This window comes from Sphingobium sp. EM0848 (assembly GCF_013375555.1).
GTDB lineage: Bacteria > Pseudomonadota > Alphaproteobacteria > Sphingomonadales > Sphingomonadaceae > Sphingobium.
The window spans coordinates 824,122-848,477 of the sequence record NZ_JABXWB010000001.1; the positions used below are offsets into that span (position 1 = coordinate 824,122).

29 protein-coding genes are annotated in these 24,356 nt (G+C 62.0%); 13 read left to right on the forward strand and 16 right to left on the reverse strand.

Features of this window, described 5'->3' with window-relative positions:
* Window positions 1-491: 491 nt before the first annotated feature.
* The 6 genes from HUK73_RS03940 (at window position 492) to trxB (ending at window position 6,096) form a co-directional block, all read left to right on the forward strand.
* Window positions 492-863, forward strand: coding sequence for a glycine zipper 2TM domain-containing protein (locus HUK73_RS03940; protein ID WP_176590733.1), 372 nt, complete (start codon window positions 492-494; stop codon window positions 861-863).
* 182 nt (window positions 864-1,045) lie between these two features.
* Window positions 1,046-2,455 carry a circularly permuted type 2 ATP-grasp protein gene (locus HUK73_RS03945; protein ID WP_176590734.1) on the forward strand — a complete coding sequence of 470 codons (1,410 nt, stop codon included), beginning with the start codon at window positions 1,046-1,048 and terminating at the stop codon, window positions 2,453-2,455.
* Between the two features lie 4 nt (window positions 2,456-2,459).
* Complete coding sequence (locus tag HUK73_RS03950; protein ID WP_176590735.1) at window positions 2,460-3,392, forward strand: alpha-E domain-containing protein; 933 nt, start codon at window positions 2,460-2,462, stop codon at window positions 3,390-3,392.
* Between the two features lie 12 nt (window positions 3,393-3,404).
* The gene (locus HUK73_RS03955) at window positions 3,405-4,274 is read left to right on the forward strand and encodes a transglutaminase family protein (protein ID WP_176590736.1); all 870 of its coding nucleotides are present in this window, start codon (window positions 3,405-3,407) and stop codon (window positions 4,272-4,274) included.
* Between the two features lie 23 nt (window positions 4,275-4,297).
* Window positions 4,298-5,035, forward strand: a complete 738-nt coding sequence (locus HUK73_RS03960) for a peptidase (RefSeq protein WP_176590737.1) — start codon at window positions 4,298-4,300, stop codon at window positions 5,033-5,035.
* Between the two features lie 98 nt (window positions 5,036-5,133).
* Window positions 5,134-6,096, forward strand: a complete 963-nt coding sequence (gene trxB / locus HUK73_RS03965) for a thioredoxin-disulfide reductase (RefSeq protein WP_176590738.1) — start codon at window positions 5,134-5,136, stop codon at window positions 6,094-6,096.
* Between the two features lie 60 nt (window positions 6,097-6,156).
* Here the strand turns inward: trxB and mmsB are convergent, their stop codons facing one another.
* From mmsB to HUK73_RS03980, 3 genes are read right to left on the reverse strand one after another with little or no spacing between them, the layout of a single operon-like run.
* Window positions 6,157-7,041 (reverse strand): 3-hydroxyisobutyrate dehydrogenase, encoded by an 885-nt coding sequence (gene mmsB / locus HUK73_RS03970; RefSeq protein WP_176590739.1) that lies wholly within the window; start codon window positions 7,039-7,041, stop codon window positions 6,157-6,159.
* Between the two features lie 21 nt (window positions 7,042-7,062).
* Entirely contained in the window at window positions 7,063-8,121 is a 1,059-nt protein-coding gene (locus tag HUK73_RS03975; RefSeq protein ID WP_176590740.1) for an enoyl-CoA hydratase/isomerase family protein, read from the reverse strand.
* Window positions 8,122-8,135: 14 nt separating this feature from the next.
* Window positions 8,136-9,278, reverse strand: coding sequence for an acyl-CoA dehydrogenase family protein (locus HUK73_RS03980; RefSeq protein WP_176590741.1), 1,143 nt, complete (start codon window positions 9,276-9,278; stop codon window positions 8,136-8,138).
* Window positions 9,279-9,391: 113 nt separating this feature from the next.
* On the opposite strand from HUK73_RS03980, the gene HUK73_RS03985 reads away from it, so the two are divergent.
* The 4 genes from HUK73_RS03985 (at window position 9,392) to HUK73_RS04000 (ending at window position 12,733) form a co-directional block, all read left to right on the forward strand.
* Window positions 9,392-10,270 (forward strand): LysR family transcriptional regulator, encoded by an 879-nt coding sequence (locus HUK73_RS03985; RefSeq protein WP_176590742.1) that lies wholly within the window; start codon window positions 9,392-9,394, stop codon window positions 10,268-10,270.
* A 42-nt stretch (window positions 10,271-10,312) separates the two neighbouring features.
* A complete protein-coding gene (locus tag HUK73_RS03990) occupies window positions 10,313-10,966 on the forward strand; it encodes a class I SAM-dependent methyltransferase (protein ID WP_176590743.1) in 654 nt (217 codons plus the stop codon).
* A gap of 67 nt (window positions 10,967-11,033) precedes the next feature.
* On the forward strand, window positions 11,034-11,966 hold the full coding sequence (locus HUK73_RS03995; RefSeq protein ID WP_176590744.1) for an ABC transporter ATP-binding protein: 933 nt from the start codon (window positions 11,034-11,036) through the stop codon (window positions 11,964-11,966).
* Window positions 11,963-12,733, forward strand: coding sequence for an ABC transporter permease (locus tag HUK73_RS04000; RefSeq protein WP_176590745.1), 771 nt, complete (start codon window positions 11,963-11,965; stop codon window positions 12,731-12,733). Before HUK73_RS03995 ends, HUK73_RS04000 begins: the two co-directional genes overlap by 4 nt.
* 599 nt (window positions 12,734-13,332) lie before the next feature.
* Here HUK73_RS04000 and HUK73_RS04005 read toward each other — a convergent pair.
* From HUK73_RS04005 to HUK73_RS04020, 4 genes are all read right to left on the reverse strand, one after another.
* Entirely contained in the window at window positions 13,333-13,701 is a 369-nt protein-coding gene (locus tag HUK73_RS04005) for a hypothetical protein (RefSeq protein ID WP_176590746.1), read from the reverse strand.
* 26 nt (window positions 13,702-13,727) lie between these two features.
* Window positions 13,728-14,930, reverse strand: coding sequence for an IS256 family transposase (locus HUK73_RS04010; RefSeq protein WP_176590747.1), 1,203 nt, complete (start codon window positions 14,928-14,930; stop codon window positions 13,728-13,730).
* A gap of 318 nt (window positions 14,931-15,248) precedes the next feature.
* Complete coding sequence (locus HUK73_RS04015; RefSeq protein ID WP_176590748.1) at window positions 15,249-15,536, reverse strand: hypothetical protein; 288 nt, start codon at window positions 15,534-15,536, stop codon at window positions 15,249-15,251.
* 79 nt (window positions 15,537-15,615) lie between these two features.
* Window positions 15,616-15,987: a hypothetical protein gene (locus tag HUK73_RS04020; RefSeq protein WP_176590749.1), complete on the reverse strand. Its 372-nt coding sequence runs from the start codon at window positions 15,985-15,987 to the stop codon at window positions 15,616-15,618.
* 19 nt (window positions 15,988-16,006) lie between these two features.
* Here HUK73_RS04020 and HUK73_RS04025 point away from each other — a divergent pair.
* Window positions 16,007-16,964 (forward strand): IS630 family transposase gene (locus HUK73_RS04025; RefSeq protein WP_176591283.1). Its coding sequence is split into 2 segments (ribosomal slippage): window positions 16,007-16,348 and window positions 16,350-16,964, totalling 957 coding nucleotides; the frame shifts between segments, so codons are not numbered across the junction.
* A gap of 4 nt (window positions 16,965-16,968) precedes the next feature.
* Here the strand turns inward: HUK73_RS04025 and HUK73_RS04030 are convergent.
* The 7 genes from HUK73_RS04030 to HUK73_RS04060 all read right to left on the reverse strand — a co-directional run bounded on the left by HUK73_RS04030 (window position 16,969) and on the right by HUK73_RS04060 (window position 21,008).
* On the reverse strand, window positions 16,969-17,157 hold the full coding sequence (locus HUK73_RS04030; protein ID WP_176590750.1) for a hypothetical protein: 189 nt from the start codon (window positions 17,155-17,157) through the stop codon (window positions 16,969-16,971).
* Window positions 17,158-17,321: 164 nt separating this feature from the next.
* Window positions 17,322-17,642 carry a hypothetical protein gene (locus HUK73_RS04035; RefSeq protein WP_176590751.1) on the reverse strand — a complete coding sequence of 107 codons (321 nt, stop codon included), beginning with the start codon at window positions 17,640-17,642 and terminating at the stop codon, window positions 17,322-17,324.
* 148 nt (window positions 17,643-17,790) lie between these two features.
* A complete protein-coding gene (locus HUK73_RS04040) occupies window positions 17,791-18,720 on the reverse strand; it encodes a DUF808 domain-containing protein (RefSeq protein ID WP_176590752.1) in 930 nt (309 codons plus the stop codon).
* 101 nt (window positions 18,721-18,821) lie between these two features.
* Window positions 18,822-19,067 carry a hypothetical protein gene (locus HUK73_RS04045; protein ID WP_176590753.1) on the reverse strand — a complete coding sequence of 82 codons (246 nt, stop codon included), beginning with the start codon at window positions 19,065-19,067 and terminating at the stop codon, window positions 18,822-18,824.
* Window positions 19,064-19,396, reverse strand: coding sequence for a hypothetical protein (locus HUK73_RS04050; protein ID WP_176592804.1), 333 nt, complete (start codon window positions 19,394-19,396; stop codon window positions 19,064-19,066). The genes HUK73_RS04045 and HUK73_RS04050 overlap by 4 nt, the downstream gene beginning before the upstream one ends.
* A gap of 131 nt (window positions 19,397-19,527) precedes the next feature.
* A complete protein-coding gene (locus tag HUK73_RS04055) occupies window positions 19,528-20,274 on the reverse strand; it encodes a glutaminyl-peptide cyclotransferase (protein WP_176590754.1) in 747 nt (248 codons plus the stop codon).
* Window positions 20,271-21,008, reverse strand: a complete 738-nt coding sequence (locus HUK73_RS04060; protein ID WP_176590755.1) for a folate-binding protein YgfZ — start codon at window positions 21,006-21,008, stop codon at window positions 20,271-20,273. Before HUK73_RS04060 ends, HUK73_RS04055 begins: the two co-directional genes overlap by 4 nt.
* A gap of 50 nt (window positions 21,009-21,058) precedes the next feature.
* Here HUK73_RS04060 and HUK73_RS04065 point away from each other — a divergent pair, with 50 nt between their 5' ends.
* Complete coding sequence (locus HUK73_RS04065; protein WP_176590756.1) at window positions 21,059-22,402, forward strand: dihydroorotase; 1,344 nt, start codon at window positions 21,059-21,061, stop codon at window positions 22,400-22,402.
* Here the strand turns inward: HUK73_RS04065 and rarD are convergent.
* Window positions 22,399-23,265: an EamA family transporter RarD gene (gene rarD, locus HUK73_RS04070; protein ID WP_255326322.1), complete on the reverse strand. Its 867-nt coding sequence runs from the start codon at window positions 23,263-23,265 to the stop codon at window positions 22,399-22,401. The genes HUK73_RS04065 and rarD overlap by 4 nt on opposite strands.
* A 32-nt stretch (window positions 23,266-23,297) precedes the next feature.
* A complete protein-coding gene (locus HUK73_RS04075; protein ID WP_176592806.1) occupies window positions 23,298-23,519 on the reverse strand; it encodes a hypothetical protein in 222 nt (73 codons plus the stop codon).
* Between the two features lie 159 nt (window positions 23,520-23,678).
* On the opposite strand from HUK73_RS04075, the gene HUK73_RS04080 reads away from it, so the two are divergent.
* A complete protein-coding gene (locus HUK73_RS04080) occupies window positions 23,679-24,347 on the forward strand; it encodes a hypothetical protein (RefSeq protein ID WP_176590757.1) in 669 nt (222 codons plus the stop codon).
* Window positions 24,348-24,356 lie beyond the last annotated feature (9 nt).

Consider the following 24,356-nt stretch of genomic DNA (forward strand, 5'->3'; position numbering starts at 1 on the left):
ATCGCTATTGAGAGGCGACGCGGGGTTCCTTGTGAGAAGTGACCAGCCGACTGGTGCTGTTTCGGATGTCATGGTCGAACATAAATTGTGTCATTATTTGTGTCATTGACCCCAAGGCCTTTCTGAACTACCTAGCGCGACACGGCAGATTTCTGCCGTTTTCGTTGCGTCGTTAGAGTTGGGATTGCGGAATCATAATCCGCGTGTCGGGGGTTCAAGTCCCTCCTCCGCTACCATTTTTCAAGCATTTGGAATCGCCAGAAAAGCACGGTTTACAAATAACTGTAAGCTGGCCGGCCGTTTTTGCACCCTGTAAAGCTTGTGTGGTGCAGCATGCCCCTCATCCTCATCGACACATGTGCAGCGTCCGGGCGGGCTGGAGGAGGGCGGCTGCCGCCCTGCGGGTCAAGCTGAACGTCAGCTAAACCGCTCATTCAGGTAAAGGCCAAATTGAGACAGCCATAGCCCCATAACGGATCAGGGAGACTGTCATGAGGATCAAGAACATCACTTTGGCGCTGAGTTTGGCGGCTGCGTTGTGCGGCGCCGTGCCCTCGGTTGCACTGGCGCATGATAACGGCTTGCATCGCGGCTGGTACAAGCATGGTCGCGACTATGATGGCGGCCGGTATGAACGGCGGCGCGTCTATGATGATCGCCGCTATTATCGCGATGATCGCCCACGTTATGCGCATCGCGGGTGCCGGACCAGCGGCACGACAGGCGCCATCATCGGCGCGGGTGCGGGGGCTTTGCTCGGCCGCTCGGTCGATCGTTACGGCGACCGCTTGCCTGGCACCATTATCGGCGCCGGCGCAGGGGCGCTGATCGGCAAGGAAATCGGCAGCAAGAGCCGATGCTGATTCGGTGAGGCGTGCACGGCGCGATCGGCTCCCGTCGGGAGCGTTCGCGCCGGACGCAAATCGCTACTCCTTGAACGGCCTGCCTGATTGGCTGTTGCGGATTTTCCGCTTGCATTCGTTCGTCCCTGTTGCACTAATGTTGCAACGCACAACCAGCTTTTGGCTGAGGGAGGATCGACACGTTGCCCTTCCATGAAATGTTTGAGCCTGATGGTTCGATACGCCCCTGCTATGCGGAAGTGCAGAATTGGGTGGAACGAACGGGTATAGCCGGGCTCAATCGTCGAATGGATGAGGCAGAGGCGATTTTCCGGCGGATCGGGATCACCTTCGCCGTCTATGGCGAGGGTGGGGACCCGGAACGCCTGATCCCCTTCGATCTGTTGCCGCGCATCTTCACGGGGCAGGAATGGCGCGTGCTCGACAGGGGCATTCGCCAGCGGGCGCGGGCGCTGAACGCCTTTCTGCATGATGTCTATCATCGCGGGGAGATTGTGAAGGCGGGGATCATGCCCGCGGACATCGTTTACCGGAACAACGCCTATCTCCCGGAAATGGCCGATTTCACGCCACCGGGGAAGGTGTACAGCCATATCGTCGGCATCGACATCGTCCGCACCGGGCCGACGCGGTTCGAAGTGTTGGAGGATAATTGCCGCACGCCCTCCGGCGTGTCCTACATGCTCGAAAATCGCGAGATCATGACGCGCATGTTCCCCGAACTGTTCGAGCAGGGGATGGTGGCGCCGGTCGACGATTATCCAGCGGAGTTGCTGAAAAGTCTGAAAGAAGTCGCGCCGCCGGCCTGCAAGGGCGATCCGGTGGTCGTGGTGCTGACGCCGGGGTCGCTCAACAGTGCCTATTATGAGCACAGCTTCCTGGCCGATCTGATGGGCGTGGAACTGGTGGAGCCTGCCGACCTGTTCGTCGACGAGGATCGGGTCTGGATGAAGACCACGCTGGGGCCAAAGGCGGTGGACGTCATCTATCGCCGCATCGATGACGAATATATCGATCCGCTGGTGTTCCGGCCCGACAGCCTGCTGGGCGTGCCGGGCATCTTCAACGTCTATCGCAATGGCGGGGTGACGCTGGCGTCGGCGCCGGGATCGGGGATCGCGGACGACAAGGCCGTCTATATCTACGTGCCGGAGATGATCCGCTTCTATCTGGGGGAGCAGCCGATCCTGGACAATATCCAGACCTGGCAATGTTCGAAACCGGATGAACGCACCTATGTGCTGGAAAATCTGTACGAACTGGTGGCCAAGGAAGTCCATGGCTCGGGCGGCTACGGCATGTTGATCGGTCCCAAGTCCACCAGGGACGAGGTTGCCGCCTATGCCGAGCGGATCAAGGCCAATCCGCATGAATTCATTGCCCAGCCGACGCTGGACCTGTCGACGGTGCCGACCCTTGGCCCGGCGGCGGTGGTCGGGCGTCATGCGGATTTCCGGCCCTATTGCCTGGTGGGCAAGCAGATCAGGCTGGTGCCGGGCGGTTTGACCCGCGTGGCGCTGACCGAAGGGTCGCTCGTCGTGAACTCCAGCCAGGGCGGCGGGGTCAAGGACACCTGGGTATTGCAGGACTGATCGGATGCTGAGCCGGACCGCCGAAAATCTCTTCTGGATGGCACGCTATATGGAGCGTGCCGAGGCCACAGCCCGCCTGCTGACCATGGGGCAGCGCATGGCGATCCTGCCCGGAGCGCATCATCGCGACGAGTGGCGGTCGGTGGTGCGGGCGACGGGGGCGCTCAACCATTTCCCCGAAGGCGGACAGGTGACGGAGAGCGATGCGATCGCGTTCCTGATGCTGGACCTCGACAATCCCTCCTCCATCCGCTCCTGTCTGCTGAAAGCCCGCGCCAACGCCAAGTCGGCGCGCACCATGCTGACGCAGGACATGTGGGAGGCACTAAACGAGGGTTGGCGCAAACTCGACAGCTATGATGTGGCGGAGGCGCGGCAACAGCTTCCGGCGCTGATCGACTGGGTGAAGACGCGGGTGATGACCTTCCGCGGCGCGGCCCATTCGGGGCAGCTCCGCAATGAGGGGCATGACTTCCTGCGCACCGGGTCGGCGCTGGAGCGGGCGCAGATGACGCTGCGGCTGCTGGACGTCAAATATTATGTGCTGCTGCCCGAAACCGAGGTGGTGGGCGGCAATCGCGATCATTATCAATGGACGTCGGTGCTGTACGCCCTGTCGGGCGCGCGGGCCTTTCACCATATTTATGGCGGCACCTACACGCCCTGGCAGATCACCGATTTCCTGATGCTCAACCGGCTTTTTCCGCGCAGCGTCGCCTATTGCTACGACCAGCTTGCCTATCGCCTGAACCGGCTGGCGGGGTGGCATGATGCGCGGGCGTCCTGCCATGATACCGTGCGCGAGATGGTGGCGGATCTGGAGCAGCTCGACAGTGGCGAGATTTTCCGCGTGGGCCTGCATGAAACGGTGCAGAACGGCCTCATGACCACCAACCGGCTGGGGGCGGAAATCGCCCAGGCCTATCATTTCGGCTGAAGGGGGCAGGGAATGAAACTGCTTGTCCGCCATCAGACGATCTACCGTTATCAGGTCGCGGCCGGGCGGGTGGCGATGCGGTTGAAGCTGATGCCGGTCGATACGCCCGCGCAAAAGGTGCTGGACTGGCAGGTCAGCGTGAACGGCGACGTGCTGACGCGTTTTGGCCCCAACGGCTTTGGGGAAATGGAGGCGATCTGGGTCCGGCATGACCGGATGGATCATGCCGTGATCGTGGCCGAGGGGCTGGTCGAAACAAGGGAGAGCCATGGCGTTCTCGGCTGGCCGCGCACTGCCGTGAACCCGCGTTATTTTCTGCGGGAGACGCGGCTGACCGGGGCGTCGGCGGCGATCCGGGACATGGCGCGCGCGCTGCCGGAGGGGGATGGAGTGCTTGCCCGGCTCCACGCGCTGTCGGCGGCATTGCGCGACGCGGTCGATTATCGCAGCGGCGTGACGACCGCCGCCACCACGGCGGCAGAGGCGTTCGCGCTGGGCGCCGGCGTGTGTCAGGATCATGCGCAGATTTTCATTGCCGGGGCGCGGGCGCTGGGGATTCCGGCGCGCTATGTGTCGGGTTATCTGCTCGCGGATGAAGGCGATGTGCTGCATGAAACCCATGGCTGGGCGGAGGCGTTGGTGCCGGAACTCGGCTGGGTCGGCTTCGATCCGTCGAACCGGGTCTCCGTGACGGAACGCTATCTGCGCGTCGCCAGCGGCCTGGATGCGGATGCGGCGGCGCCGATCCGGGGATCGGTCACCGTGGCAGGCGATATCCGGATTGACGCGGACGTCCGGATCGCGCAGGCGGAGGAAGGTGTGGAACAGCGACAGTTGCAACGGCAACAACAACAAAGTGCGCAGGCCACCACGCGGGGTTGAACGATTGAGAGGGCCTTCGGGCGATGACTTATTGCGTCGCGGTGCGCGTTGATCAGGGGCTGGTCATGCTGTCCGATACCCGCACCAATGCGGGAATGGACAATATCGCGCGTTTCCGGAAGAGCTTCACCTACAGCGTGCCGGGTGAGCGCGCGATCACCATGATGTGTTCGGGCAATCTGTCGATCACGCAGGGGGTGAAAGCGATGCTGGGCCGGGCGATCAAGGACGCGGCGCTCGATCCGGAGATCGAAACGATCCTCAATTGCCCGACCATGCACCGCGTTGCGCAGATTGTGGGGGACGCGATGTGCGCCATGCAGGGGCGCTATCGCAGCACCATCGAGATGCAGGGATCGGGGGCGGATGCCTCGATCCTGATCGCCGGGCAACGCAAGGGCGGCAAGCCGCGGCTCTACCTCATCTATTCGGCGGGCAATTTCATCGAGGCGACCGAGGACACGCCCTTCTTCCAGATCGGTGAGCATAAATATGGCAAGCCGATCTTGGATCGCATCATCCAGCGCGAAACCAGTCTGGAAGATGCGGCCAAGGCGGTGCTGTTGTCGATGGATTCGACCCTGCGCTCCAACCTGTCGGTGGGGATGCCGCTGGACCTGACGGTGATCGAGCGGGATCAGTTCGACTTTCGTGTCCGCACCCGGATCGAGGCGGATAATGAGGAGTTTCAACTCCTCTCCCACGGCTGGTCGGCCGCGCTGCGCAAGGGGTTTGAAGACCTGCCCAATGTGATCGACTGAATCCCAGCTTCTCGCCGTCCAAGCAAATCCATGGCTTGCGCGGGCGGGATGGCGGCCTATCTCATCGCGACAGACGAATCGTAGCCGGAAAGATTTTCATGACCGCCACCCACTCGACCCGCATGCTGATCCTCGGTTCCGGCCCCGCCGGCCTGTCTGCCGCCATTTACGGCGCGCGCGCGGGTCTGGCGCCGATCGTGGTGCAGGGCATGCAGCCGGGTGGGCAGCTGACCATCACCACCGACGTTGAAAATTATCCCGGCTTCCGCGACGTCATCCAGGGCCCCTGGCTGATGGAGCAGATGCAGGCGCAGGCCGAACATGTCGGCGCGCAGATGATGTACGACCAGATCGTGGACGTCGATCTGTCGGAGCGGCCCTTCCGTCTGAAGGGCGATAGCGGGACGGTCTATTATGCCGACAGTCTGGTGATCGCGACAGGCGCGCAGGCCAAGTGGCTCGGCGCGGAAGGCGAACAACTGTTGCAGGGCAAGGGCGTTTCGGCCTGCGCGACATGCGACGGCTTCTTCTATCGCGGCAAGAAGGTGGTGGTGATCGGCGGCGGCAATACGGCGGTCGAGGAAGCGCTCTACCTCACCAACCACAGCCACGACGTCACGCTGATCCATCGTCGCGACTCGCTGCGAGCGGAGAAGATCTTGCAGCAGCGCCTGTTCGCCCATCCGAACATCAAGATACTGTGGAATCAGGCGGTCGAACGCTTTGTCGGCGGTGGCAATCCGGAAGGGCTGGTCGGGGTCGACCTGATCGACACGGTGACGGGCCACAAATCGCATATCGAGACGGATGGCGCGTTCGTTGCCATCGGCCATCAGCCCGCCACGGAACTGTTCGTCGACAAGCTGCCGATGGATGAGGGCTATCTGTTGGTCGAGAAGGGCACGACAAGGACCGCCATTCCCGGCGTGTTCGCGGCGGGTGACGTCAGCGACAAGATCTACCGTCAGGCGGTGACGGCAGCCGGCATGGGCTGCATGGCGGCGCTGGATGTGGAGAAATTCCTGGCCGAGGCGGATTTCGAGGCGGTCGCGGCCGAATAAGGCTTCGTCTTGGAGCCATTTCCTCTCTGGAAATGGCTCCGGGCCGAACCGATCAGAGGGTCATTTCCCCTCAAGCATCTCGATCATCAACGAAAAGTCGCGTGCCGCTTCGCCGCGATTGGCGAGCAGTTGATAGAGCGCCTCCGCCGCATTGCCCATCGGCACGCTCGCGCCGACCGATGCTGCCGCTTCGCTGGCCAGTTTCAGGTCCTTCAGCATCAGTCCCACGGCAAAGCCGCCCTGATAGCCATTATCCGAAGGGCTTTGCGGCCCGACGCCCGGCACCGGGCAATAGCTGGTCATCGACCAGCTTTGTCCCGAGGACACGCTGGAAATATCGTAGAAGGTCTGCGGGTCGAGGCCGAGCTTCTTGGCCATGGCGAAACTTTCGCAAGTCGCCACCATGGTCGCGCCGAGCAGCATATTGTTGCAGATCTTGGCCGCCTGCCCATTGCCCGCGCCGCCGGCATGGATCACCGCCTTGCCCATGGCCGACAATATCGGCTTGGCCCGGCCGAAAGCCTGATCCGAACCGCCGACCATGAAGGTCAGCGTACCGCCATTGGCCGCCGCAATGCCGCCCGACACCGGCGCATCGACCATTTCGAAGCCTTTGGCGGCGGCGGCATCCTCGACGCGGCGCGCGGTTGCGACATCAATGGTCGAGCAGTCGAGGAACAGAGCGCCCGCCTTGGCCGCGCCGAACACATCGCCCGTATAGACGCTCTCGACATGCTTGCCTGCGGGCAGCATGGTCACGACCGCATCCGCGCCCGTTACCGCTTCCGTCGCACTTGCGCAGCGGGCGGCTCCGGCCTCGACGGCCTTGGCCAGCGCTTCCTCCGACAGGTCGAAGGCGCGCACGGCAAAACCATTCTTCAGCAGATTGGCGGCCATGCCACCGCCCATATTGCCCAGGCCGATAAAGGCGATGGTCTGGCTCATTTCAGGCACTCCTCTTGTCTTTCAGCCCCGTAATTCAGGCAGCGGCGTCCATTCCTTTTCCGGGGGCAGGGGCGCGAACAGACTGTCGACCAGTTCGTCCGTCACATCCTCCGGTCGCGCCGGGTTCCAGCGGGGCGCATTGTCCTTGTCGAAGATCACCGCGCGCACGCCTTCGATGAAATCGGGGCGACGGATGACATGATGGCCGATGCGATATTCGTTGCGCATATTGTCGGCAAAATCCGTGAAGGCGGCGCCTTCCACCATCTGGCGCAACGCGACCTTGATGGTCTGCGGCGACTTGGTGGCGAGGGTGGCAAGCTGCGCCCGCGCCCAATCCGAACCGTCCGCTTCCAGCGCGGCGAGAATGTCCTCATAACGGTCCGAAGCGAACAGCCGGTCGATCTGCTCCCGATGCGCTTCCCAATCGGAGGGCGGCGGGACGTCCGCCATCTCGTCCAGAATTTCCGACAGGCCATAGGGATCGGCGATGATCCGCGCTTTCACCGCCTCCAGCTTGTCCGACGCCATATAATGGGTCGCAATGCCAATGGCGGCGCAATCGGCGCCCTTGATCCGCGCGCCGGTGGTGGCGAGCCACGCCCCGGTCCGTCCCGGCATGCGCGGCAGGAACCAGCCGCCGCCGACATCGGGGAACAGGCCGATGCCCGTTTCCGGCATGGCATAGGTGGTCCGCTCTGTCGCGACGCGATAGCGGGCCGGATCGGAAATCCCCACGCCGCCGCCCATGACGATGCCGTCGATGAAGGCGACGATCGGCTTTTCATAGACGAACAGCAGATGGTTCATCCGATATTCGGTGAAGAAGAACCGCTCGGCCTCGGAGCAGTCGCCCTTGGCGCTGCTGGCGATCATGGCAATGTCGCCGCCCGCGCAAAAACCGCGACCCTCCGCATGGTCGAGCATCACGGCAACGATGCTCTCATCCGTCCGCCACGCCAGCAGCGCGTCGATGATGGCGCTGCACATCTCCGTGGTTAGCGCGTGGATCGCCCTGGGCCGGTTCAGCCGGATGCGCCCCACGCCATTGTCGATGGAAATCAGAAGCTGATCAGTCATATTGTCTCCCGCGCTCATTGCCGCAGCATGTCACGGGCGATGATCATGCGCATGACCTGATTGGTGCCTTCCAGGATGGAATGCACGCGCAAATCACGCCAGAAGCGTTCGATCGGATAGTCCATCAGATAGCCATAGCCGCCATGCAGTTGCAGCGCCCGGTCGACCACGGATGAGCCGGTGTCGGTCGCCAGCCGCTTGGCCATGGCGGCAAAGCGCGTCTTGTCGGGCGCATTTTCCGTCACCTTGACCGCCGCCGCGTAGAGCAGGGTGCGCGCGGCCTGCAATTCCGTCTCCATATCCGCCAGCATGAACTGGCTGTTCTGGAAATCCGCGATGCTCTGGCCGAACTGCTTGCGGTCCTTGCTATAGGAGAGCGCTTCGTCGATGCAGCGCTGCGCCCCGCCCAGCGAGCAGGCGCCGATATTGAGCCGCCCGCCGTCCAGCCCCATCATTGCGATGCGGAAGCCTTCGCCCTCCGCACCGACCAGATTTTCCACCGGCACGCGAACGCCGTCGAAATTGACCTGCGCCGTGGGTTGCGAATGCCAGCCAAGCTTGCGTTCCTGCGCGCCGAAGCTGACGCCGGGCATGTCCTTTTCGATGACGAGGCAGGATATGCCCTTGGGGCCTTCGTCGCCGGTGCGGACCATGACGACATAGATTTCATTCTCCCCGCCGCCCGAGATGAACTGCTTGGAGCCGGTGACGACATAATGGTCGCCGTCCCTGACCGCTTTGGTCTTGAGCGCCGCCGCGTCGGACCCGGACCCCGCTTCGGTCAGGCAATAGCTGCCGATCCGCTCCATCGGCACCATGGAGGGGAGATATTTGTCCTTCACCGCCTGCGAACCGAAGCGGTCGATCATCCAGGCCGCCATATTGTGGATCGAGATGAAGGCGCTGGTCGACGGACAGCCATAGGCCATCGCCTCCATGATCAGCGCCGCCTCCAGCCGGCCAAGGCCGATGCCGCCCGCTTCCTCCGACACATAGATGCCGCCAAAGCCCAGCTCCGCCGCCGCGCGGATCGTGTCGCGGGGGAAGATATGCTTTTCGTCCCATTCCGCCGCATAAGGCGTGATCGCATCGGCGGTGAACCGCCGCGCCATCTCCGCAATGGCCAACTGGTCCTCGGTGAGATCGAACTGGCTCACATGCTCTCCCTGATATCGGTGCGATATCTTCCCTAGATAAGATGCGGAATTGCACGCAACAACGTAGTTCTGCATAGCATGGCCGCAATTTTGCAGATGGGCGTGGGCGGCGGATGTTCGATTGGGATGATCTGAGGGTGTTTCTGGCGGTGGCGCGCACGCGCAAGATCGCGCCGGCGGCGCGCGCCCTGGGCATCGATGCGACGACGATCGCGCGACGGCTTGCCCGGCTGGAGCAGAGTCTTGGTCCCGAACTGTTCGAAGTCGGGGCCGGGGAGCGGACGCTGACCATTCGCGGTCAAGCGCTGCTGCGCCATGCGGAGAGCATCGAAAGCGCGGCCCTCGCGGCGATGGAGGATGCGACCGGCCAGGAGCATCATCTGAGCGGACAGGTGCGGCTCTCGGTGGCCGAGGGCTTCGGGACATGGGTGCTGGCGCCGGGCCTGGCCGATTTCAGCCGCCGTCACCCCGGCATCCGGCTGGACCTCATCACCGCCTCGGGCTTCCTCAACCCCTCGAAGCGTGAGGCGGACATGGCGGTCATGCTCGCGCGGCCGCAGCGGGGGCGGCTGTCGGTGCGGCGGATGGGGGATTACCGGCTGCATCTCTACGCGTCGCCCGACTATCTGGCGCGGGCGGGCACCCCGAAAAGCAGTGAAGAGCTGAGCGATCATGTGCTGGTCGGTTATGTGCCGGAATTCATCTTCTCGCCTGAACTCGACTATCTGGACGAGGTGGAAGCGGGGCTGGAGGCCGATCTGCGCGCCACCAGCATCAATATGCAGCACCGGATCATCACGGAAGGGGCGGGGATCGGCGTGTTGCCGGATTTCATTGCCGGGCGCGATTCTGCCCTGATGCCGGTGATGGCCGAAAAGGTGGAGATCACGCGCAGTTTCTGGCTGGTGACGCATGGTGATCTGAAAAAACTGCCCCGGATCGGGGCCGTCGCTTCATGGTTGCAGGAACGTATCGAAACCTTGAAAGCGTAAAGCCAATCGACGTCGCTCTTCCTGCCCGCTAAGGGAGTCGTCATGTCACGAAATGGTCGCACTTCGCTCATGCACAAGTCAAAGCGCAGCCGCGCGATCACCTTGCCGAACAATGAGTTCCGCGCCCGGGCGAGCGAATATCTGGATTTCCTGGCCGCCTGGGTGAAAAAGCCGCGCCAGACCGCCTCGGTCGTGCCCAGCAGCCGCTATCTCGCGCGGCTGATGGTCGAACGGATCGATCCAGAGGGCGGCCGGGTGATGGAACTCGGCGGTGGCACCGGAGTCTTTACCCGTGCGATTCTGGGCACAGGCCTGCCGCCTGAACATCTGGAGGTGGTGGAGATCAATCCCGCTTTCGCGCGCGGGCTACGCCGCCATTTTCCGCAGGTGTCGGTGCTGGAAACGCCGGCCCAGACCGTTTCCGCTTCCGCGGCCGGTGCGCCGGGCGATTATCAGGCGGTGATCAGCGGCCTGCCGTTGTTGGCGATGGACCGGCAGATGCATGCGGAGATCCTGTCGGAAAGCTTCCGGATGCTTCAGCCGGGTGGGGGCTTCATCCAGTTCACCTATTCCCTGCGCCCGCCCGTCAGCCGGGACATTCTCGACGCGCTGGACCTGGATGTGGTGCGTATCGGTCAGACGGTCCGCAATTTCCCGCCCGCAACCGTTTTCCGCTTTTTCCGCAAGGGCGAATAGCCGCGCGGTTGCGTCCCGGCGGCGGCATCCTATCTTTGCCGCTCAGTCAAAGGGGGCACAGCCGCGCATGGCGTCCATCATGAGCATTACCGGCCTGACCAAAAGCTATGCTTCGGGTTTTCAGGCGCTTAAAGGCGTCGATCTGGAAATAGAGGAGGGGGAGATTTTCGCTCTGCTGGGGCCGAACGGCGCCGGCAAGACGACGATGATCTCCATCGTCTGCGGCAATGTCCGCCCTAGCGGGGGCAGGGTGACGGTCGCGGGGCATGACATCATCACCGGCTACCGGGGGTCGCGCTCCGCCATCGGACTTGTGCCGCAGGAACTGTCGACCGACCAGTTCGAGCGGGTGATCGACACCGTCACCTTTTCCCGCGGCCTGTTCGGCAAGCCGCGCAACGACGCCTATATCGAGAAGGTGCTGCGCGACCTGTCGCTCTGGGACAAGCGCAACAACAAGATATTGGAACTGTCCGGGGGCATGAAGCGCCGCGTGATGATCGCCAAGGCGCTGTCGCATGAGCCGCGCGTCCTGTTCCTCGACGAACCCACGGCGGGCGTCGACGTGGAACTGCGCCGCGACATGTGGAAGCTGATCGGCGAACTGCGTCTGACCGGCGTCACCATCATCCTCACCACCCATTATATCGAGGAGGCCGAGGAAATGGCCGACCGGGTGGGCGTCATCAACAAGGGCGAACTGGTGCTGGTCGAGGAAAAGACCACGCTCATGAAGAAGCTGGGCAAGAAGACGCTGACCGTGACGCTCGGCGATCCGCTTGCTGCCGTGCCACCGGAGCTTGGTGAATGGCATGTGGCGCTGAAGAATGACGGCCATGAGATCGAATATGTGTTCGACACCAAGGCGGAACGCACCGGCGTATCCACGCTGCTGCGCAAACTGGGCGACCTTGGCATCGGATACAAGGACCTCAACACGCAGCAGAGCAGCCTGGAGGATATTTTCGTCAGTCTGGTCCATCAGGAGAAGGCGGCATGAGCGGCTTCAACTATCGCGCGATCTGGTCGATCTACAAGTTCGAGCTGCATCGTTTCCGCCGTACCTGGCTGACCGGATTGCTGGTGCCGGTGATCACCACCTCGCTTTATTTCGTGGTGTTCGGCGGGGCCATCGGATCGCGCATGACGCAAATCGACGGCATTCCCTATGCCGCCTTCATCGTGCCGGGCCTCATCATGATGTCGATGTTCACGGAGAGCATCTTCAACGCCAGTTTCGGCATCTACATGCCCAAATTCACCGGCACCATCTACGAACTGCTGTCCGCGCCCGTTTCGGCGGTGGAAACGATCATCGCCTATGTCGGCGCGGCCGCGACCAAATCGCTGATCGTCGGCTCGATCATCTTCCTGACCGCCCATCTGTTCGTGGACCTGCCCGTCGCCCATCCGCTGGCGATGGCGGCTTTCATGATCCTGATCGCGGTCAGCTTTTGCCTCTTCGGCTTCATCCTCGGCATCTGGGCACAGAGCTTTGAGCAGTTGCAGGTGATCCCGCTGCTCATCATCATGCCGATGACCTTTCTGGGCGGGGCCTTTTATTCGATCCACATGCTGGCTGAACCATGGCGGACGATCACTTTGTTCAATCCGATCGTCTATCTGATCTCGGGCTTTCGCTGGACCTTCTTCGGGCGCGGCGACGTGGGAATCGAGTTCAGCCTGCTGTTCATCGCCGGGATGTTGACGCTATGCCTGGGGATTATCGGCTGGATGTTCCGGACGGGATATCGGTTGAAGAAGTAGGTTGTGGGTTGGGTGGCGGTTTGGGGTGGGAAGTGGAATGTCGGGTTCATGTGTTAAATAGAGTATTATCGGACCAGACATCTTCATACCCCGGTGCAACCAAGAACCTCCATCCGGGTGGCAAAGCCAAAAATGGTAAAGCAGCAGGGCAGAGTTCTGGCATGTGATATAGATGCAAGGGTTGGAAAAAGTCGGGATCATCAGACCATTCGCCTGACCAGATGAACCAACCTGTTGTCCCGCTCTCTGGTGGGTGACGCAGGCCATTGAGCGGCAATTCTCCGCGCAGGGCACTCGCGGATATGCCCAGCTTATATGTCTCCTCGGATGGCATAAATTTCGTGCCATACCGGTGACATACTTCTAGCTGAGCTTGGTCCATATATGGGATTTAACGTGGCTTGCGTTGGTCCGCTATCGGGAAGTCTAGCGCTCACCATGAACAGCAACAAATGGTCGACTGTTTCCGGGCAGCTTGCCCGCCGGGGACTGGACCAGCGGCTGATCGGCGGCGCGAAGCAATTCGTTGGCTAGGGAACGACGATGCCGGGTGGTTTCGAGATGGTCGGCTTCCGGGAACTTTGTGATGAAAAGCAAACCTAAATATCCATGTTCCAGTAACCTTGAAACACGAACACAATCTGTATCAATGCGGTGGCGGTAAAAAATCCAGTAGCGACTTTCATGGCAACATCATCAAAGTTAGTAGCGAAGATACCGATCATCAAAAATGCCCAAGCAGGCAAACCGATGCAGATCGTGAAGAGCTTTACCCAGGTCGGCTGAACAGACCAGTGGGCCGCTTGAAGCGTTTGCGGGTCATCGTCTTTTTTCAGCCAGCTCATCCAACCATTTTGCACAGGCACGCAGCGTCTGCAATCGGTGGTAGAATTGTGCTCCACAAACGGCAAAAAGTGGTCGCGTGGATCGTGTCCCATTGCGTGGTGTAGGATCGCGGGCGTAGCCACGTCGATCTCCGGCTAGGCCGGGTTGATCACGCTGCCATGTTGGGCAACGTGATGAGGCTATTATCGCTCAATCCCGCGACGCTCTCAAGCGTCATATAGCGGGACCGCTGGACCGACCATTCATCGTTCTGTTCCAGCAAGATAGCGCCGACGAGTCGGGTAATGGCTTCTTCGTTGGGGAAGATCCCGACTACCTCGGTGCGGCGCTTGATCTCGCCATTGAGGCGCTCGATGGGGTTGTTGCTGTGAAGCTTGGTGCGATGCTGAGCCGGGAAGGTCATATACGCCAGGACGTCCTCCTCGGCACTGTCCATCAAGGCGGACAGCTTCGGGACGGAAGAGCGCAACTGGTCTGCGACCGCACGCCACTGGGTTTTTGCCGTTTCGGGTGTGTCCTGGGCGAAGGCGGTTGCGATGAACGCTGAGACGACGCGGCGGCCGCTCTTTCCGGCGTGCGCCAAGGCGTTGCGCATGAAGTGCACACGGCACCGCTGCCAAGTGGCGCTCAACACCTTGGCGACAGAAGCCTTGATACCCTCATGGGCATCGGAGATCACAAGCTTCACGCCCCGCAAGCCGCGGCGCGCCAGGCTGCGCAGGAACTCGGTCCAGAAAACCTCCGCCTCGGAATGACCGATCGTCATGCCGAGCACTTCGCGGCGGCCGTCACTGTTCACGCCGACTGCGATGATCACGGCAACCGATACGATCCGGCCTTCCCGGCGAACCTTGATGTACGTCGCATCGAGCCACACGTACGGCCAGTCGCCCTCGATCGGCCGCTCGAGGAAAGCTTTCACGCGTACGTCGATTTCTTCTTCGCACAGGCGGCTCACCTGGCTTTTTGAGATCCCGCTCATGCCCATCGCTTTGACCAGATCGTCGACTGACCGCGTCGAGACGCCCTGAATGTACGCCTCCTGGATGACAGCGGTCAGTGCCTTCTCCGCCATCCGGCGCGGCTCCAGAAACCCGGGGAAGTAGGTTCCCTTACGCAGCTTGGGAATCCGCAGCTCCACCGTGCCGGCCCGCGTCTCCCAGTCCCGCTCGCGATAGCCGTTGCGCTGGGCGAGACGTTCAGGAGCCTTCTCCCCGTACGCCGCGCCCGTCAGGCCGCCAACCTCCATCTCCATCAGCCGCTGCGCCGCAAAACCAATCATCTCACGCAGGAAATTGCCATCGGCGCTCTTCCCAATCAACGACTGCACGTCCATCATGTCCTTGGTCATCGGTGTCTCCGTAAGTTGAGTTTCGCAACCCAAGCTTATCCGAAGTTCGCCGATGGCCACCCGCAAAACTGACCGGCCGCTACAGCGCTTTATCGATGAGCGCGCGTCCGGTCAGTTTCGCTACCCTCAGAACCTACACCACTCGGCGGGGCACGATCGTCGCGTGCCGCTGGGCAGTTTTTCAATCCCGAACCGGACCAGCGGGTTATTGGCGGCTCAAAGCGACTCGTGCGCCGGGAGCGACGATGCTGGGTGGAGAGCGGAATGTCTGGTATTGGCACTCGGTGGGGTGGTGAGCGGACATTGAGGTAGCCCAGATCAGAACCGTCTTTGTCGAAAAATATCCGCAATTGCGACCCAGCCATGAAGAGCCATTGCCATAAACACTGGCAGCATGGGCCACAGCCGATCTTCTGGAGGGTCGGTGATGAAAAAGGTGATGAAGGCACCGACAGACAACAACGCAACGCCCGCCAATCTGACCTTCGCTAACGGCCAATATCTATAATCGAAGCTCGTCATCTTCTGCGCTGCGCCGTTCACCATCACCCAATCATAGATCGGTGCGCCGATGATTGCAGCAATGATTGCTTCTTTAAGGGCCATGTCAGTTCCCTATGCGGAAGTGACCCACGTCTGCAATTGGCAGATGATCTGAAAATCGTGAACGACAATAACTGGTCGATCAGCCCCAACCGCTATTTTCCAACATCTCCTGGCGCTCGTCATCGGCAAGCATCGCCATCTGACCGAGGCTGATGCGACCTTTCCCAAAGGCCAGGACGGCAATGATGCTGTCTGTCAATTCGGGCGCTGCCGATCCCGGTAGCTCATCCATTGCGAGTCTTTGCAGCTTCTGCCAAGCGGCGGCGTAATCATCTACCAGCCAATCTGGTAAACCGGGATTGTTTGGGTTGTGACGCGCCTCTTCAATAGTCGCTGCCAAGGCGTAAGTATTCCAGTCGGAAACGGCTCTCGCTTCATGCATGTCCGCTAGAGCAGTGAGCGCAAAGTAGGAATCGCGGACGATTCCTTTTTGCGCGGATTTGTGATTCATGTGCCTGTGGAGGTGAACCATGGGCAGAGCATATTCGGCTGATTTGCGGGAACGGATATCGGCGCACGTAAGGGCGGGACACTCGCGCCGGGCGGCGGCCCGCCATTTCGGTGTGAGCGCGAGTTGCGCAGTGAAGTTGTTGCAGCGAGTGGAACGAACAGGTTCGGCTGCTTCTTCACGAATAGGGCGGCCACGCGGCGCTGGTAAGTTGGCGCCGTATATGGCCCGGTTGACGGGCTGGGTGGATAGGGAACCAGACATCGGCATGTCGGAGCTGTCCAACAAGCTTGCAGCGGAGACGGGCGTAGTTGCCCATCCGGCATCCCTCTCGCGGGTGCTGATCCAGGCTGGCTATCGGGTAAAAAAAAACGCTGCTGGCCAGCGAGTGCGGACGCGATGATGTCGCTCATGCGCGACTGCGATGGCGCCTCGACCGGCAGCCGCAGATGCGCGCAAAGCCTCATCACCTCGTCTTTCTGGATGAGACGGCGACCACCACGAAGATGACCAAGCTTCGTGGCCGGGCGCCAAAAGGAGAGCGTCTCAAGGCCCGCGCTCCGTTCGGTCATTGGAAAACGCAAACCTTCATCGCGGGGCTGCGCTGCGATTGCTTGGTTGCCCCGTGGGTGATCGACCAACCGATGAACCGGCGCCTGTTCGAAACCTATATCGAAACCCAGTTGGCGCCAACGCTCAGCCCCGGCGATGTTGTGATCGCCGACAATCTGTCGAGCCACAAAAGCGAAAAGGTCAAAGCCTGCCTTAAAGAGCGAGGTGCGTGGATCCTTTTCCTCCCCGCTTATTCACCCGATTTGAACCCAATAGAAATGGCCTTCGCTAAATTGAAATCGCACCTGCGACGGATCGGGGCGCGGACCATCGATGAGCTATGGAAGGCTCTCGGACATATCTGCGACCTCTATTCTGCCGAAGAATGTTGGGAATATTTCAAGGCCGCCGGATATGCGTCCAACTAATCGCTCACCGCTCTAGCAATGGCACAGCAGCGTAAGACGCCTCCCCCACATCTCCTTGATGATACAATTCCTGCCAAAGCTCATCCCAAGCAACCTTAGCATCACCGTCGAGCAGTTTGCCAATCGCATTGCGCGGATCGTAGGGCGTGCGATAACCGCCGCAAAGTCCAGTCCACCGTCCTTCGTCCGCCATTCTCACCTCCCTCCAATCACCCGCAGGAACGGCAGGTTTAGGGAGCATCGATGTGCATCGCTATCGTCTTTTTCTGGTCGAAACCTGCCGCCAACTCATCCTCAAATGCAAAGGGCGGCCTATCAGGCCGCCCTTTGCCGTTCCCTAACCGTTCAGCCTTGCTCTTAGGCCGCAGCGCTCTCCGGCTCGATGGCGAACAGGGTCACGCCCTTATATTTGGAGTCGCTCTGGTCGTAGAGGCCGTGCATCGCCTCGAACTGTTCATCGATCAGGCTGACGTCGTTGAGACCCGCCAGCTTGAACGTGCCGAGCTTCAACTCACGCGGTGGGCGTCCGTCGCGTTCGATCGTCACCGCGTCGATGAACATTTCATCATGGCGGGTGTAGAGGATATGCGGCGCCAGTTTCACGACCATCTTGTTATAGGTCGCCATCAGGCATTTCTGGAGCGCGATTGCTTCGAAGAAGGTGGTTGGAGGGGTCATAACCCGTTTTTCATGACCGATTTGACGCGCCGGTTCAATTGCTTTGTGCGCCGCACCATCGCTTCGTGGCGCAACTGGCCTGTTTTCGGGACGAAAGGCGTTCTATTTCCTGCGTTTGCCTTGATCGCGAGGGGGCGGGGCGATGCTTTCAGTGCTTCTTGAACAGATGCAGCGCCGCCACGATGACGCCGCCGACGACCAGCCCCACCAGACCCCCGCCAATGGCATTCACCAGCCAATCGACAAAGGACGCTATGGCGGGAACGGCATGGGCGGCCAGTTCAGCGACATGATGGATCGCGCCGGGAATCGCGTCCCAATGAAACTCATGCAGGCCGTGGACGATCAGCCCGCCGCCGACCCACAGCATCGCCGCCGTGCCGACCGCGCCCAATATCGACATCAGCACCGGCATCGCCTTCACCATGGCGCGCCCAAGGGCTTGCGCGCCTGCCGAACGGCGCTCGGCAAGGTGCAGGCCGATATCGTCCATCTTCACGATGAAGCCGACCACGCCATAGACGCCCGCCGTGATGAGGATGGCGACGACCACCAGAATGATCGCCTGTTCCCAGATCGGTTCGCTGGCCACCGTGCCGAGCGCGATCGCCATGATCTCCCCCGAGAGGATGAAATCGGTGCGGATCGCGCCGGACACCTTCTGATCCTCCAGCTCTCGCGAGCTGTGCGTGGTCAGCGCGTCTTCCGCCACATCATGCCCGCCCTGAACCGCCTCCAGCAGTTTCTCGACCGCCTCGAAGCAGAGAAAGGCGCCGCCCAGCATCAGCAGCGGCGGCAGCAGCCAGGGCGCAAAGGCGCTCAGCACCAGCGCGGCGGGCAACAGGAACAGTAATTTGTTGCGCAGCGACCCCTTGGCGATCTTCCAGATGATCGGCAGTTCGCGTTCGGGCGTCAGGCCCATGACGTAGCGCGGCGTGACGGCGGTATCGTCGATCACCACGCCGGCGGCTTTCGATCCCGCCTTGCCCGCGGCGGCGGCGACATCGTCCAGCGAACTGGCGGCAAGCTTGGCAATCCCCGCTACGTCATCGAGCAGCGCGATCAGACCCGAAGGCATTGAACTTATTCCCCTGTTGATACCGGCGCACGACCGGAAGCCGTCTCATAGAGACGGGGCAGGGGACGGGCAATGCTCCTCAATCGTTGCGGCAAGGCGGCTTAATGAAGGCCGCGATAATTGCCCGGCGGGTCGCTGGCGGGGAAGCTCTCGTCAAGCTGTTCATCCACCATGTCCCAGTCGCGGGCGTCGATATGCTGCTCTGCTGGCCCGGCGTCGCGCACTTGGCCAGAGGAGAAACTGGGCGCCCAGACCTCTCCCTCACGCCTGGCCTGCCATTCCTTCCAGCCCTTCCATGCCGCCGCGCCAAGCCCGGTCAGGAAGGCGAGTTTCAACAACCCTTTCATTTCGGCTTCTCCTCTGGATCATGCAGATGCACCCAATCGGCGCGATTGCCGCTGACGCCATCGGGCGACAGGGCGATTTCGCCTTCCTCGTCGGTTCCGGCGAGCGGTTCGCTTGCCTGGGATGGCGCCCCGACGGCCCATCGTTCACGCAGCGCCGCGTCGATCATCGCTTCCCATATGCGTCCGTCGCCCGCCTTGCTCATGGCCTCATCGGGGCTTTTCAGCAGGGCGATCAGGCTTGCGGCATCCTCGACATGCTCTTCCCAGCGATCGGGATCGCGGGCGGCCAGATGGCGGGCCAGCCGTTCGATGAGAGTGCGCTGCTCCATGCCGCCATGAACGCCGTTCGGGTCGCTCTGTTCCGTCAATTCATAACGTCTGTGCAGCGGTGTGAACGTCGCTGCGCGCCGCTGTTTGGAGAGCGCGAAAAAGGCTTGGGGCGCAGGGCTGAAGCGGAGCGTTATTTCTCCATCCTGATCTCGAACAGCTTCGCCCAGTTCTTGCCGGTCACGAACAGGCGGTCGCCCTTGGCGTCATAGGCGATGCCATTGGCCACTGCGTCGCTTTCCCTGGCGCCGCTGTCCTTGATGAGGGGGGTGATGTCGAGCCAGTCGATGACGGCGCCGGTGCGCGGATCGATCCGGACGATATGGCTGTCGTACCAGATATTGGCCCAGATCTCGCCCTTCACATATTCCAGTTCATTCAGCCGTTCGACCGGGCGGCCATTCCAGGTTACGGTGATGCGCCGTTCCTCGGTCAGTTTTTCGGGATCGAGGAAGCGTAGTTGCGGGGAACCGTCGCTCATGATGATGCTGCGGCCGTCCTGCGTCAGCCCCCAGCCTTCCCCTTCATAACGAAAATCGGAAATGGGCGAAAAGTCATTGAGTTTCCAGACGAAACCCTGCCGGTGCCGCCAGGTGAGGCTGATCAGCCGGTCCTTCCAGTTGACGATGCCTTCACCGAAATAGGGACGGGGGATGATGCGGCGCTTCAGCGTCTTGCCGGTCTTGAGGTCGACCTTGCGGATGTCCGACTGCCCTTCAAGGCCGGTGCTCTCATAGAGCGCGCCGTCGTGGAAGAAGAGGCCCTCGGTAAAGGCGCCCGGATCGTGGGGCCAGGTTTTGACCAGTTTCCAATGCGTCTCGGCCAGCGCCGGAGTGGCCAGCAACAACGCGCCCAGCAGTGCGACGGACAGGTGCCTCATTCGGCTGCCTGCTCCGCCATCGCGCTGGCGAGCCAGCCGGGCAGGGCGGCGGGGTCGAGATCCTCTACCCGGCGCAGCTCGATGGAGAGGTCAAGATCGGGCAGCAGGGCCTTCTGGCGCTTCTCATCGGCCTGCGCCAACGGCACTGCGACCAGCCGCCGGTTCACCTTGTTGCGATAATGCATGCGGGCTGTATTCTCCTGCCCGACATAGCAGCCCTTGTCATAATCGACGCCGTGCAATTCCTCGGCATTGGTTTCCAGCCACAATATCTGATCCTGCCCCAGTTCCCCGACGCCCTCGAACACGCCCAGCGCCAGCCGGTGCGCGCGGAAAGCCGCCGACGCATCGCCGCCATCAGCCGGTGCGATCCAGCGATGGCCCAGGGCATTGAGGCGCGGATCGCGGGACTTGTCCTCCGCCTCCGGCGCCCAATGCACGGCCAGCCCTTCCTCCCTGGCAATCACGACCTTTCGCCGCAGCCGGTAAAGCGTCAGCCGCTTCGCCAGCGCATCGGCCTGTGCCGCTTCGCAATCGATCAGCACATCCGCGCCATCGGCCCAAAGGATGAAGTCGAACAGGGCCTTGCCCTGCGGTGTCAGCAGCCCGGTCCAGCGCGGCTCATCCGGTTTCAGCGTCGGCACGTCGCGGGTCAGCAGGCCCTGCAGAAAGGCTTTTGCTTCTTCACCGGAAATTCTGAGGATCGCGCGGTCGCTTAGGGTGGTGCCAGTCATCGGCTTTAGGTAGGACACTCGCCAACCATATCCAAGCGGTGAGCTGTGTCATGTCCCAAACTTTCGACCTTATCCTGAAGAACGGCACCGTCCACACCCCCGGCGGCGCGGAAAGCGTGGACGTGGGCGTGCGGGGCGGCCGGATCGTCGCCATCGGCACGAGCCTGGGGAACGGGGGAGGCGATGCGGGCGAGACGATCGATTGCACCGGACTCGACGTGTTGCCGGGCTGTATGGACAGTCAGGTCCATTTCCGCGAACCGGGGCTGGAGCATAAGGAAGACCTCGAATCGGGCAGCCGCGCGGCGGTGCTGGGCGGTGTGACGGCGGTGTTCGAAATGCCGAACACCAACCCCAATACCGACACGGCCGAACGCGTCCACGACAAGCTCAATCGCGCCCATCATCGCATGTGGTGCGATCATGCCTTCTATGTCGGCGCCACGGCCGACAATGCCGAGCAGCTTAAGGAACTGGAGCGCATTCCCGGTACTTCGGGCGTCAAGATCTTCATGGGTGCGTCCACTGGAAGCCTGCTGGTGGACGATGATGCAGCGCTTTCGCGGGTGCTGGCCAGCGGCACGCGCCGCGTCGCCATCCACGCGGAGGACGAAGCGCGGATGAACGCCCGCAAGGACTTGCGGGTAGAAGGCGATCCATCCTCCCATCCCGTCTGGCGTGACGATGAAAGTGCGATGATCGCGACGAAGCGCATCATCGACCTGGCCCGAAAGGCGCGCCGTCGCATCCACATCCTGCATGTCACCACGCCTGCCGAACTGGAATATATCGCGCAGCACAAGGACATCGCGACCTGCGAAGTGACGCCGCAGCATCTGACCCTCGCGGCGGAGGATGCCTATCCGCGCCTTGGCACCTATGCCCAGATGAATCCGCCGATCCGCTCGCAGGCGCATCGCGACGGGCTGTGGCACTGGCTCAACCAGGGCGTGCCCGATGTGTTGGGCAGCGACCATGCGCCCCACACGATCGAGGAAAAGGCGAAAGCCTATCCCGCGTCGCCCAGCGGCATGCCCGGTGTCCAGACGCTGGTGCCGCTGCTGCTCAACCATGTGGCGGAGGGGCGCCTGTCGCTGCGCCGCTTCATCGAGCTGACTTCTTCGGGTCCGCAGCGTGTGTTCGGGCTGGTGGGCAAGGGGCGTATCGCGCTTGGTTATGACGCCGACTTCACCATCGTCGATCTCAAGAAGCGCTGGACCGTCGGCAGCGACTGGCTCGCCTCGCGCTGCAACTGGTCGCCGTTCGAGGGGATGGACCTTACCGGCAAGGCGGTCGGCACCATCATTCGCGGCCATCGCGTGATGTGGGAAGATACGCTTGCCAATGAAGCGGTCGGTGAACCCGTACGCTTCGAAGCGACCGAATTCGCCTAAACGGTGGCCATCCGGTTGCGGCGGGCGGCGGTGAGGCTGTCCGTCGCAAACAGGATCAGACCAAGCCAGATCAGCGCAAAGCTCATCATCTGCCCTCGGGACAGTTTCTCTCCGAACAGCAGGACGCCGCTCAGAAACTGGAGCGTGGGCGCGATATATTGCATCAGCCCCAGCATCGCCATCGGGAGCCGCTGGGCAGCCATGGCGAACAGGACCAGCGGCACGGTCGTGACCGCGCCGCTGATGATCAGCAGCGCCGTCGTCCGGCCGTCGCTGCCGAGCGCCGAGCCGCCATGGCCCGACAGCCAGAGCAGATAGGCGAGCGCCAACGGCGCCAGCAGCATCGTTTCCGCACCCAGCCCCAGCATCGGCAACACCGGGGTCAGTTTCCGTACCAACCCGTAAAGCGCGAAGGTCAGGGCCAGAGCCACGCTGATCCACAAGGTGGTGAGCGCCGACGCCGCCATGATCGCTACGCCCGTTGCCGCGATGACAATGGCCGCGATCTGCCCGCGCCGCAGCTTTTCCTTGAGGACGACCACGCCCAGGCCGACACTGACCAGGGGATTGAGGAAATAGCCGAGGCTCGATGCGATCACATGCCCGCTGTTCACGGCCCAGACATAGGTCAGCCAGTTCGCCCCGATCAGCATGGCCGATGCGCCAAGCGGCAGCATCAGGCGCGGATTGCGCAGCACGGCCAGCAGCGCGGGCAGGTTCCGCCTGGCACCCAGCACGCTCAATATCAGGATCAATGACCAAAGGACGCGCTGCGCGACGATCTCGACCGGCGCGACATGGTGGAGCAGCCGGAAAAAGATCGGCAACAGCCCCCATGCGCCATAGGCGCCAAGGGCAGCCAGCAGGCCTGCGCGCGTCCGGGCGGCTTCTTCGGTCAGAATATGCCTCCGCCCAGAAACAGCCGCAGCGCTCCGAACCCCGCGACGGTCAGGCAGAAATTGCGCCCGCCATTGCTGGAGGAGAACAGGCCGACAAAGGCGCCGAAAAGCGCCATCGGCACCAGCAGCCAGTTCAGCGCGCCCAGCAACGGAAACACCGCCGGGATCATGCAGATCAGCGTGACAAGTCCGATCAGGGCTGACAGGATGTTGAACATGGCCGCACAGATGGCGTTTCCACAGCGTCGCGGCAAGCCGGGCGGAGATGCCAGTTGGCGCAAAATGGCCCGACCGCGCAAAAAGCCGATGATTCACCAAAATCCCTAACGAAAAATTAACCTCTGCTCTTCATCCCTTGTTTACGAAGGAGTGAAGCCATGGCGTCTGTTCGATCTTTCGGTGCCCTCGCGCTTGTCTTGGCCCTGTCGCTGACGGGTTGCGGCAAGGGGAAGAAGGAGGCCGATCTGAACGCGCTGGACAATGCGCTGACCGGCAATGTGGCGGAAGGAGCAATGGCCGGTGAGCCGGAGGCGAAGCTGCCTGCGCTGAAGGGCGATGCGGCCAAGGCGCTGGCGCAATCGGTCAAGCTCGCCGGGGGCAAGCTGCTCGCCACGCCCGCCGCGACCCAAAGCGAAACGCCGGAACCGGCTGACCGCCTGGCCACTGTCGCCAGCGAACAGCAAAAGCCCGGCGGCAATGCGTTTTGCCGCAAGCAACTGGATTATGGTGCGCAATGGGCGAGCCGCCTGCCGGAACCCTTCACCCTCTATCCGGGCGCGCAGCTGACGGAGGCGGCGGGTGCGGAGAAAAATGGCTGCACCTTGCGCGCGGCGACCTTCGTGACGCCGGTGCCGCGCCAGAGCGTGATGGATTTCTATTATACGCAGGCCCGCCGCGCCGGCTTCGATGCCGAACATAAGGTCGTGGGCGCCGATCATGTGCTGGGCGGCACGCGCAAGGATGACGGCAGCGCTTTCCTGCTGCTCTTCTCCGACGCACCGGGCGGCAGGACCAGCGTGGACGTGATCGCGGACAATGGGCGATAGGATGCTGCA

Excerpts from the sequence above, each read along its gene's own strand:
- HUK73_RS03955 (WP_176590736.1), top strand. The coding sequence starts at position 3,405 with ATGAAACTGCTTGTCCGCCATCAGACGATCTACCGTTATCAGGTCGCG.
- HUK73_RS03975 (WP_176590740.1), bottom strand. The coding sequence starts at position 8,121 with ATGACTGATCAGCTTCTGATTTCCATCGACAATGGCGTGGGGCGCATC.
- HUK73_RS04075 (WP_176592806.1), bottom strand. The coding sequence starts at position 23,519 with ATGTTCAACATCCTGTCAGCCCTGATCGGACTTGTCACGCTGATCTGC.
- HUK73_RS04050 (WP_176592804.1), bottom strand. The coding sequence starts at position 19,396 with ATGGAGCAGCGCACTCTCATCGAACGGCTGGCCCGCCATCTGGCCGCC.
- HUK73_RS03995 (WP_176590744.1), top strand. The coding sequence starts at position 11,034 with ATGGCGTCCATCATGAGCATTACCGGCCTGACCAAAAGCTATGCTTCG.
- HUK73_RS04060 (WP_176590755.1), bottom strand. The coding sequence starts at position 21,008 with ATGACTGGCACCACCCTAAGCGACCGCGCGATCCTCAGAATTTCCGGT.
- HUK73_RS03990 (WP_176590743.1), top strand. The coding sequence starts at position 10,313 with ATGTCACGAAATGGTCGCACTTCGCTCATGCACAAGTCAAAGCGCAGC.
- HUK73_RS04010 (WP_176590747.1), bottom strand. The coding sequence starts at position 14,930 with ATGACCAAGGACATGATGGACGTGCAGTCGTTGATTGGGAAGAGCGCC.
- HUK73_RS04080 (WP_176590757.1), top strand. The coding sequence starts at position 23,679 with ATGGCGTCTGTTCGATCTTTCGGTGCCCTCGCGCTTGTCTTGGCCCTG.
- HUK73_RS04045 (WP_176590753.1), bottom strand. The coding sequence starts at position 19,067 with ATGAAAGGGTTGTTGAAACTCGCCTTCCTGACCGGGCTTGGCGCGGCG.
- HUK73_RS04020 (WP_176590749.1), bottom strand. The coding sequence starts at position 15,987 with ATGAATCACAAATCCGCGCAAAAAGGAATCGTCCGCGATTCCTACTTT.
- HUK73_RS04055 (WP_176590754.1), bottom strand. The coding sequence starts at position 20,274 with ATGAGGCACCTGTCCGTCGCACTGCTGGGCGCGTTGTTGCTGGCCACT.
- trxB (WP_176590738.1), top strand. The coding sequence starts at position 5,134 with ATGACCGCCACCCACTCGACCCGCATGCTGATCCTCGGTTCCGGCCCC.
- HUK73_RS03960 (WP_176590737.1), top strand. The coding sequence starts at position 4,298 with ATGACTTATTGCGTCGCGGTGCGCGTTGATCAGGGGCTGGTCATGCTG.
- HUK73_RS03940 (WP_176590733.1), top strand. The coding sequence starts at position 492 with ATGAGGATCAAGAACATCACTTTGGCGCTGAGTTTGGCGGCTGCGTTG.
- HUK73_RS04035 (WP_176590751.1), bottom strand. The coding sequence starts at position 17,642 with ATGACCCCTCCAACCACCTTCTTCGAAGCAATCGCGCTCCAGAAATGC.
- mmsB (WP_176590739.1), bottom strand. The coding sequence starts at position 7,041 with ATGAGCCAGACCATCGCCTTTATCGGCCTGGGCAATATGGGCGGTGGC.
- HUK73_RS03950 (WP_176590735.1), top strand. The coding sequence starts at position 2,460 with ATGCTGAGCCGGACCGCCGAAAATCTCTTCTGGATGGCACGCTATATG.
- HUK73_RS03985 (WP_176590742.1), top strand. The coding sequence starts at position 9,392 with ATGTTCGATTGGGATGATCTGAGGGTGTTTCTGGCGGTGGCGCGCACG.
- HUK73_RS04030 (WP_176590750.1), bottom strand. The coding sequence starts at position 17,157 with ATGGCGGACGAAGGACGGTGGACTGGACTTTGCGGCGGTTATCGCACG.
- HUK73_RS04065 (WP_176590756.1), top strand. The coding sequence starts at position 21,059 with ATGTCCCAAACTTTCGACCTTATCCTGAAGAACGGCACCGTCCACACC.
- HUK73_RS04015 (WP_176590748.1), bottom strand. The coding sequence starts at position 15,536 with ATGGCCCTTAAAGAAGCAATCATTGCTGCAATCATCGGCGCACCGATC.
- HUK73_RS04000 (WP_176590745.1), top strand. The coding sequence starts at position 11,963 with ATGAGCGGCTTCAACTATCGCGCGATCTGGTCGATCTACAAGTTCGAG.
- HUK73_RS04040 (WP_176590752.1), bottom strand. The coding sequence starts at position 18,720 with ATGCCTTCGGGTCTGATCGCGCTGCTCGATGACGTAGCGGGGATTGCC.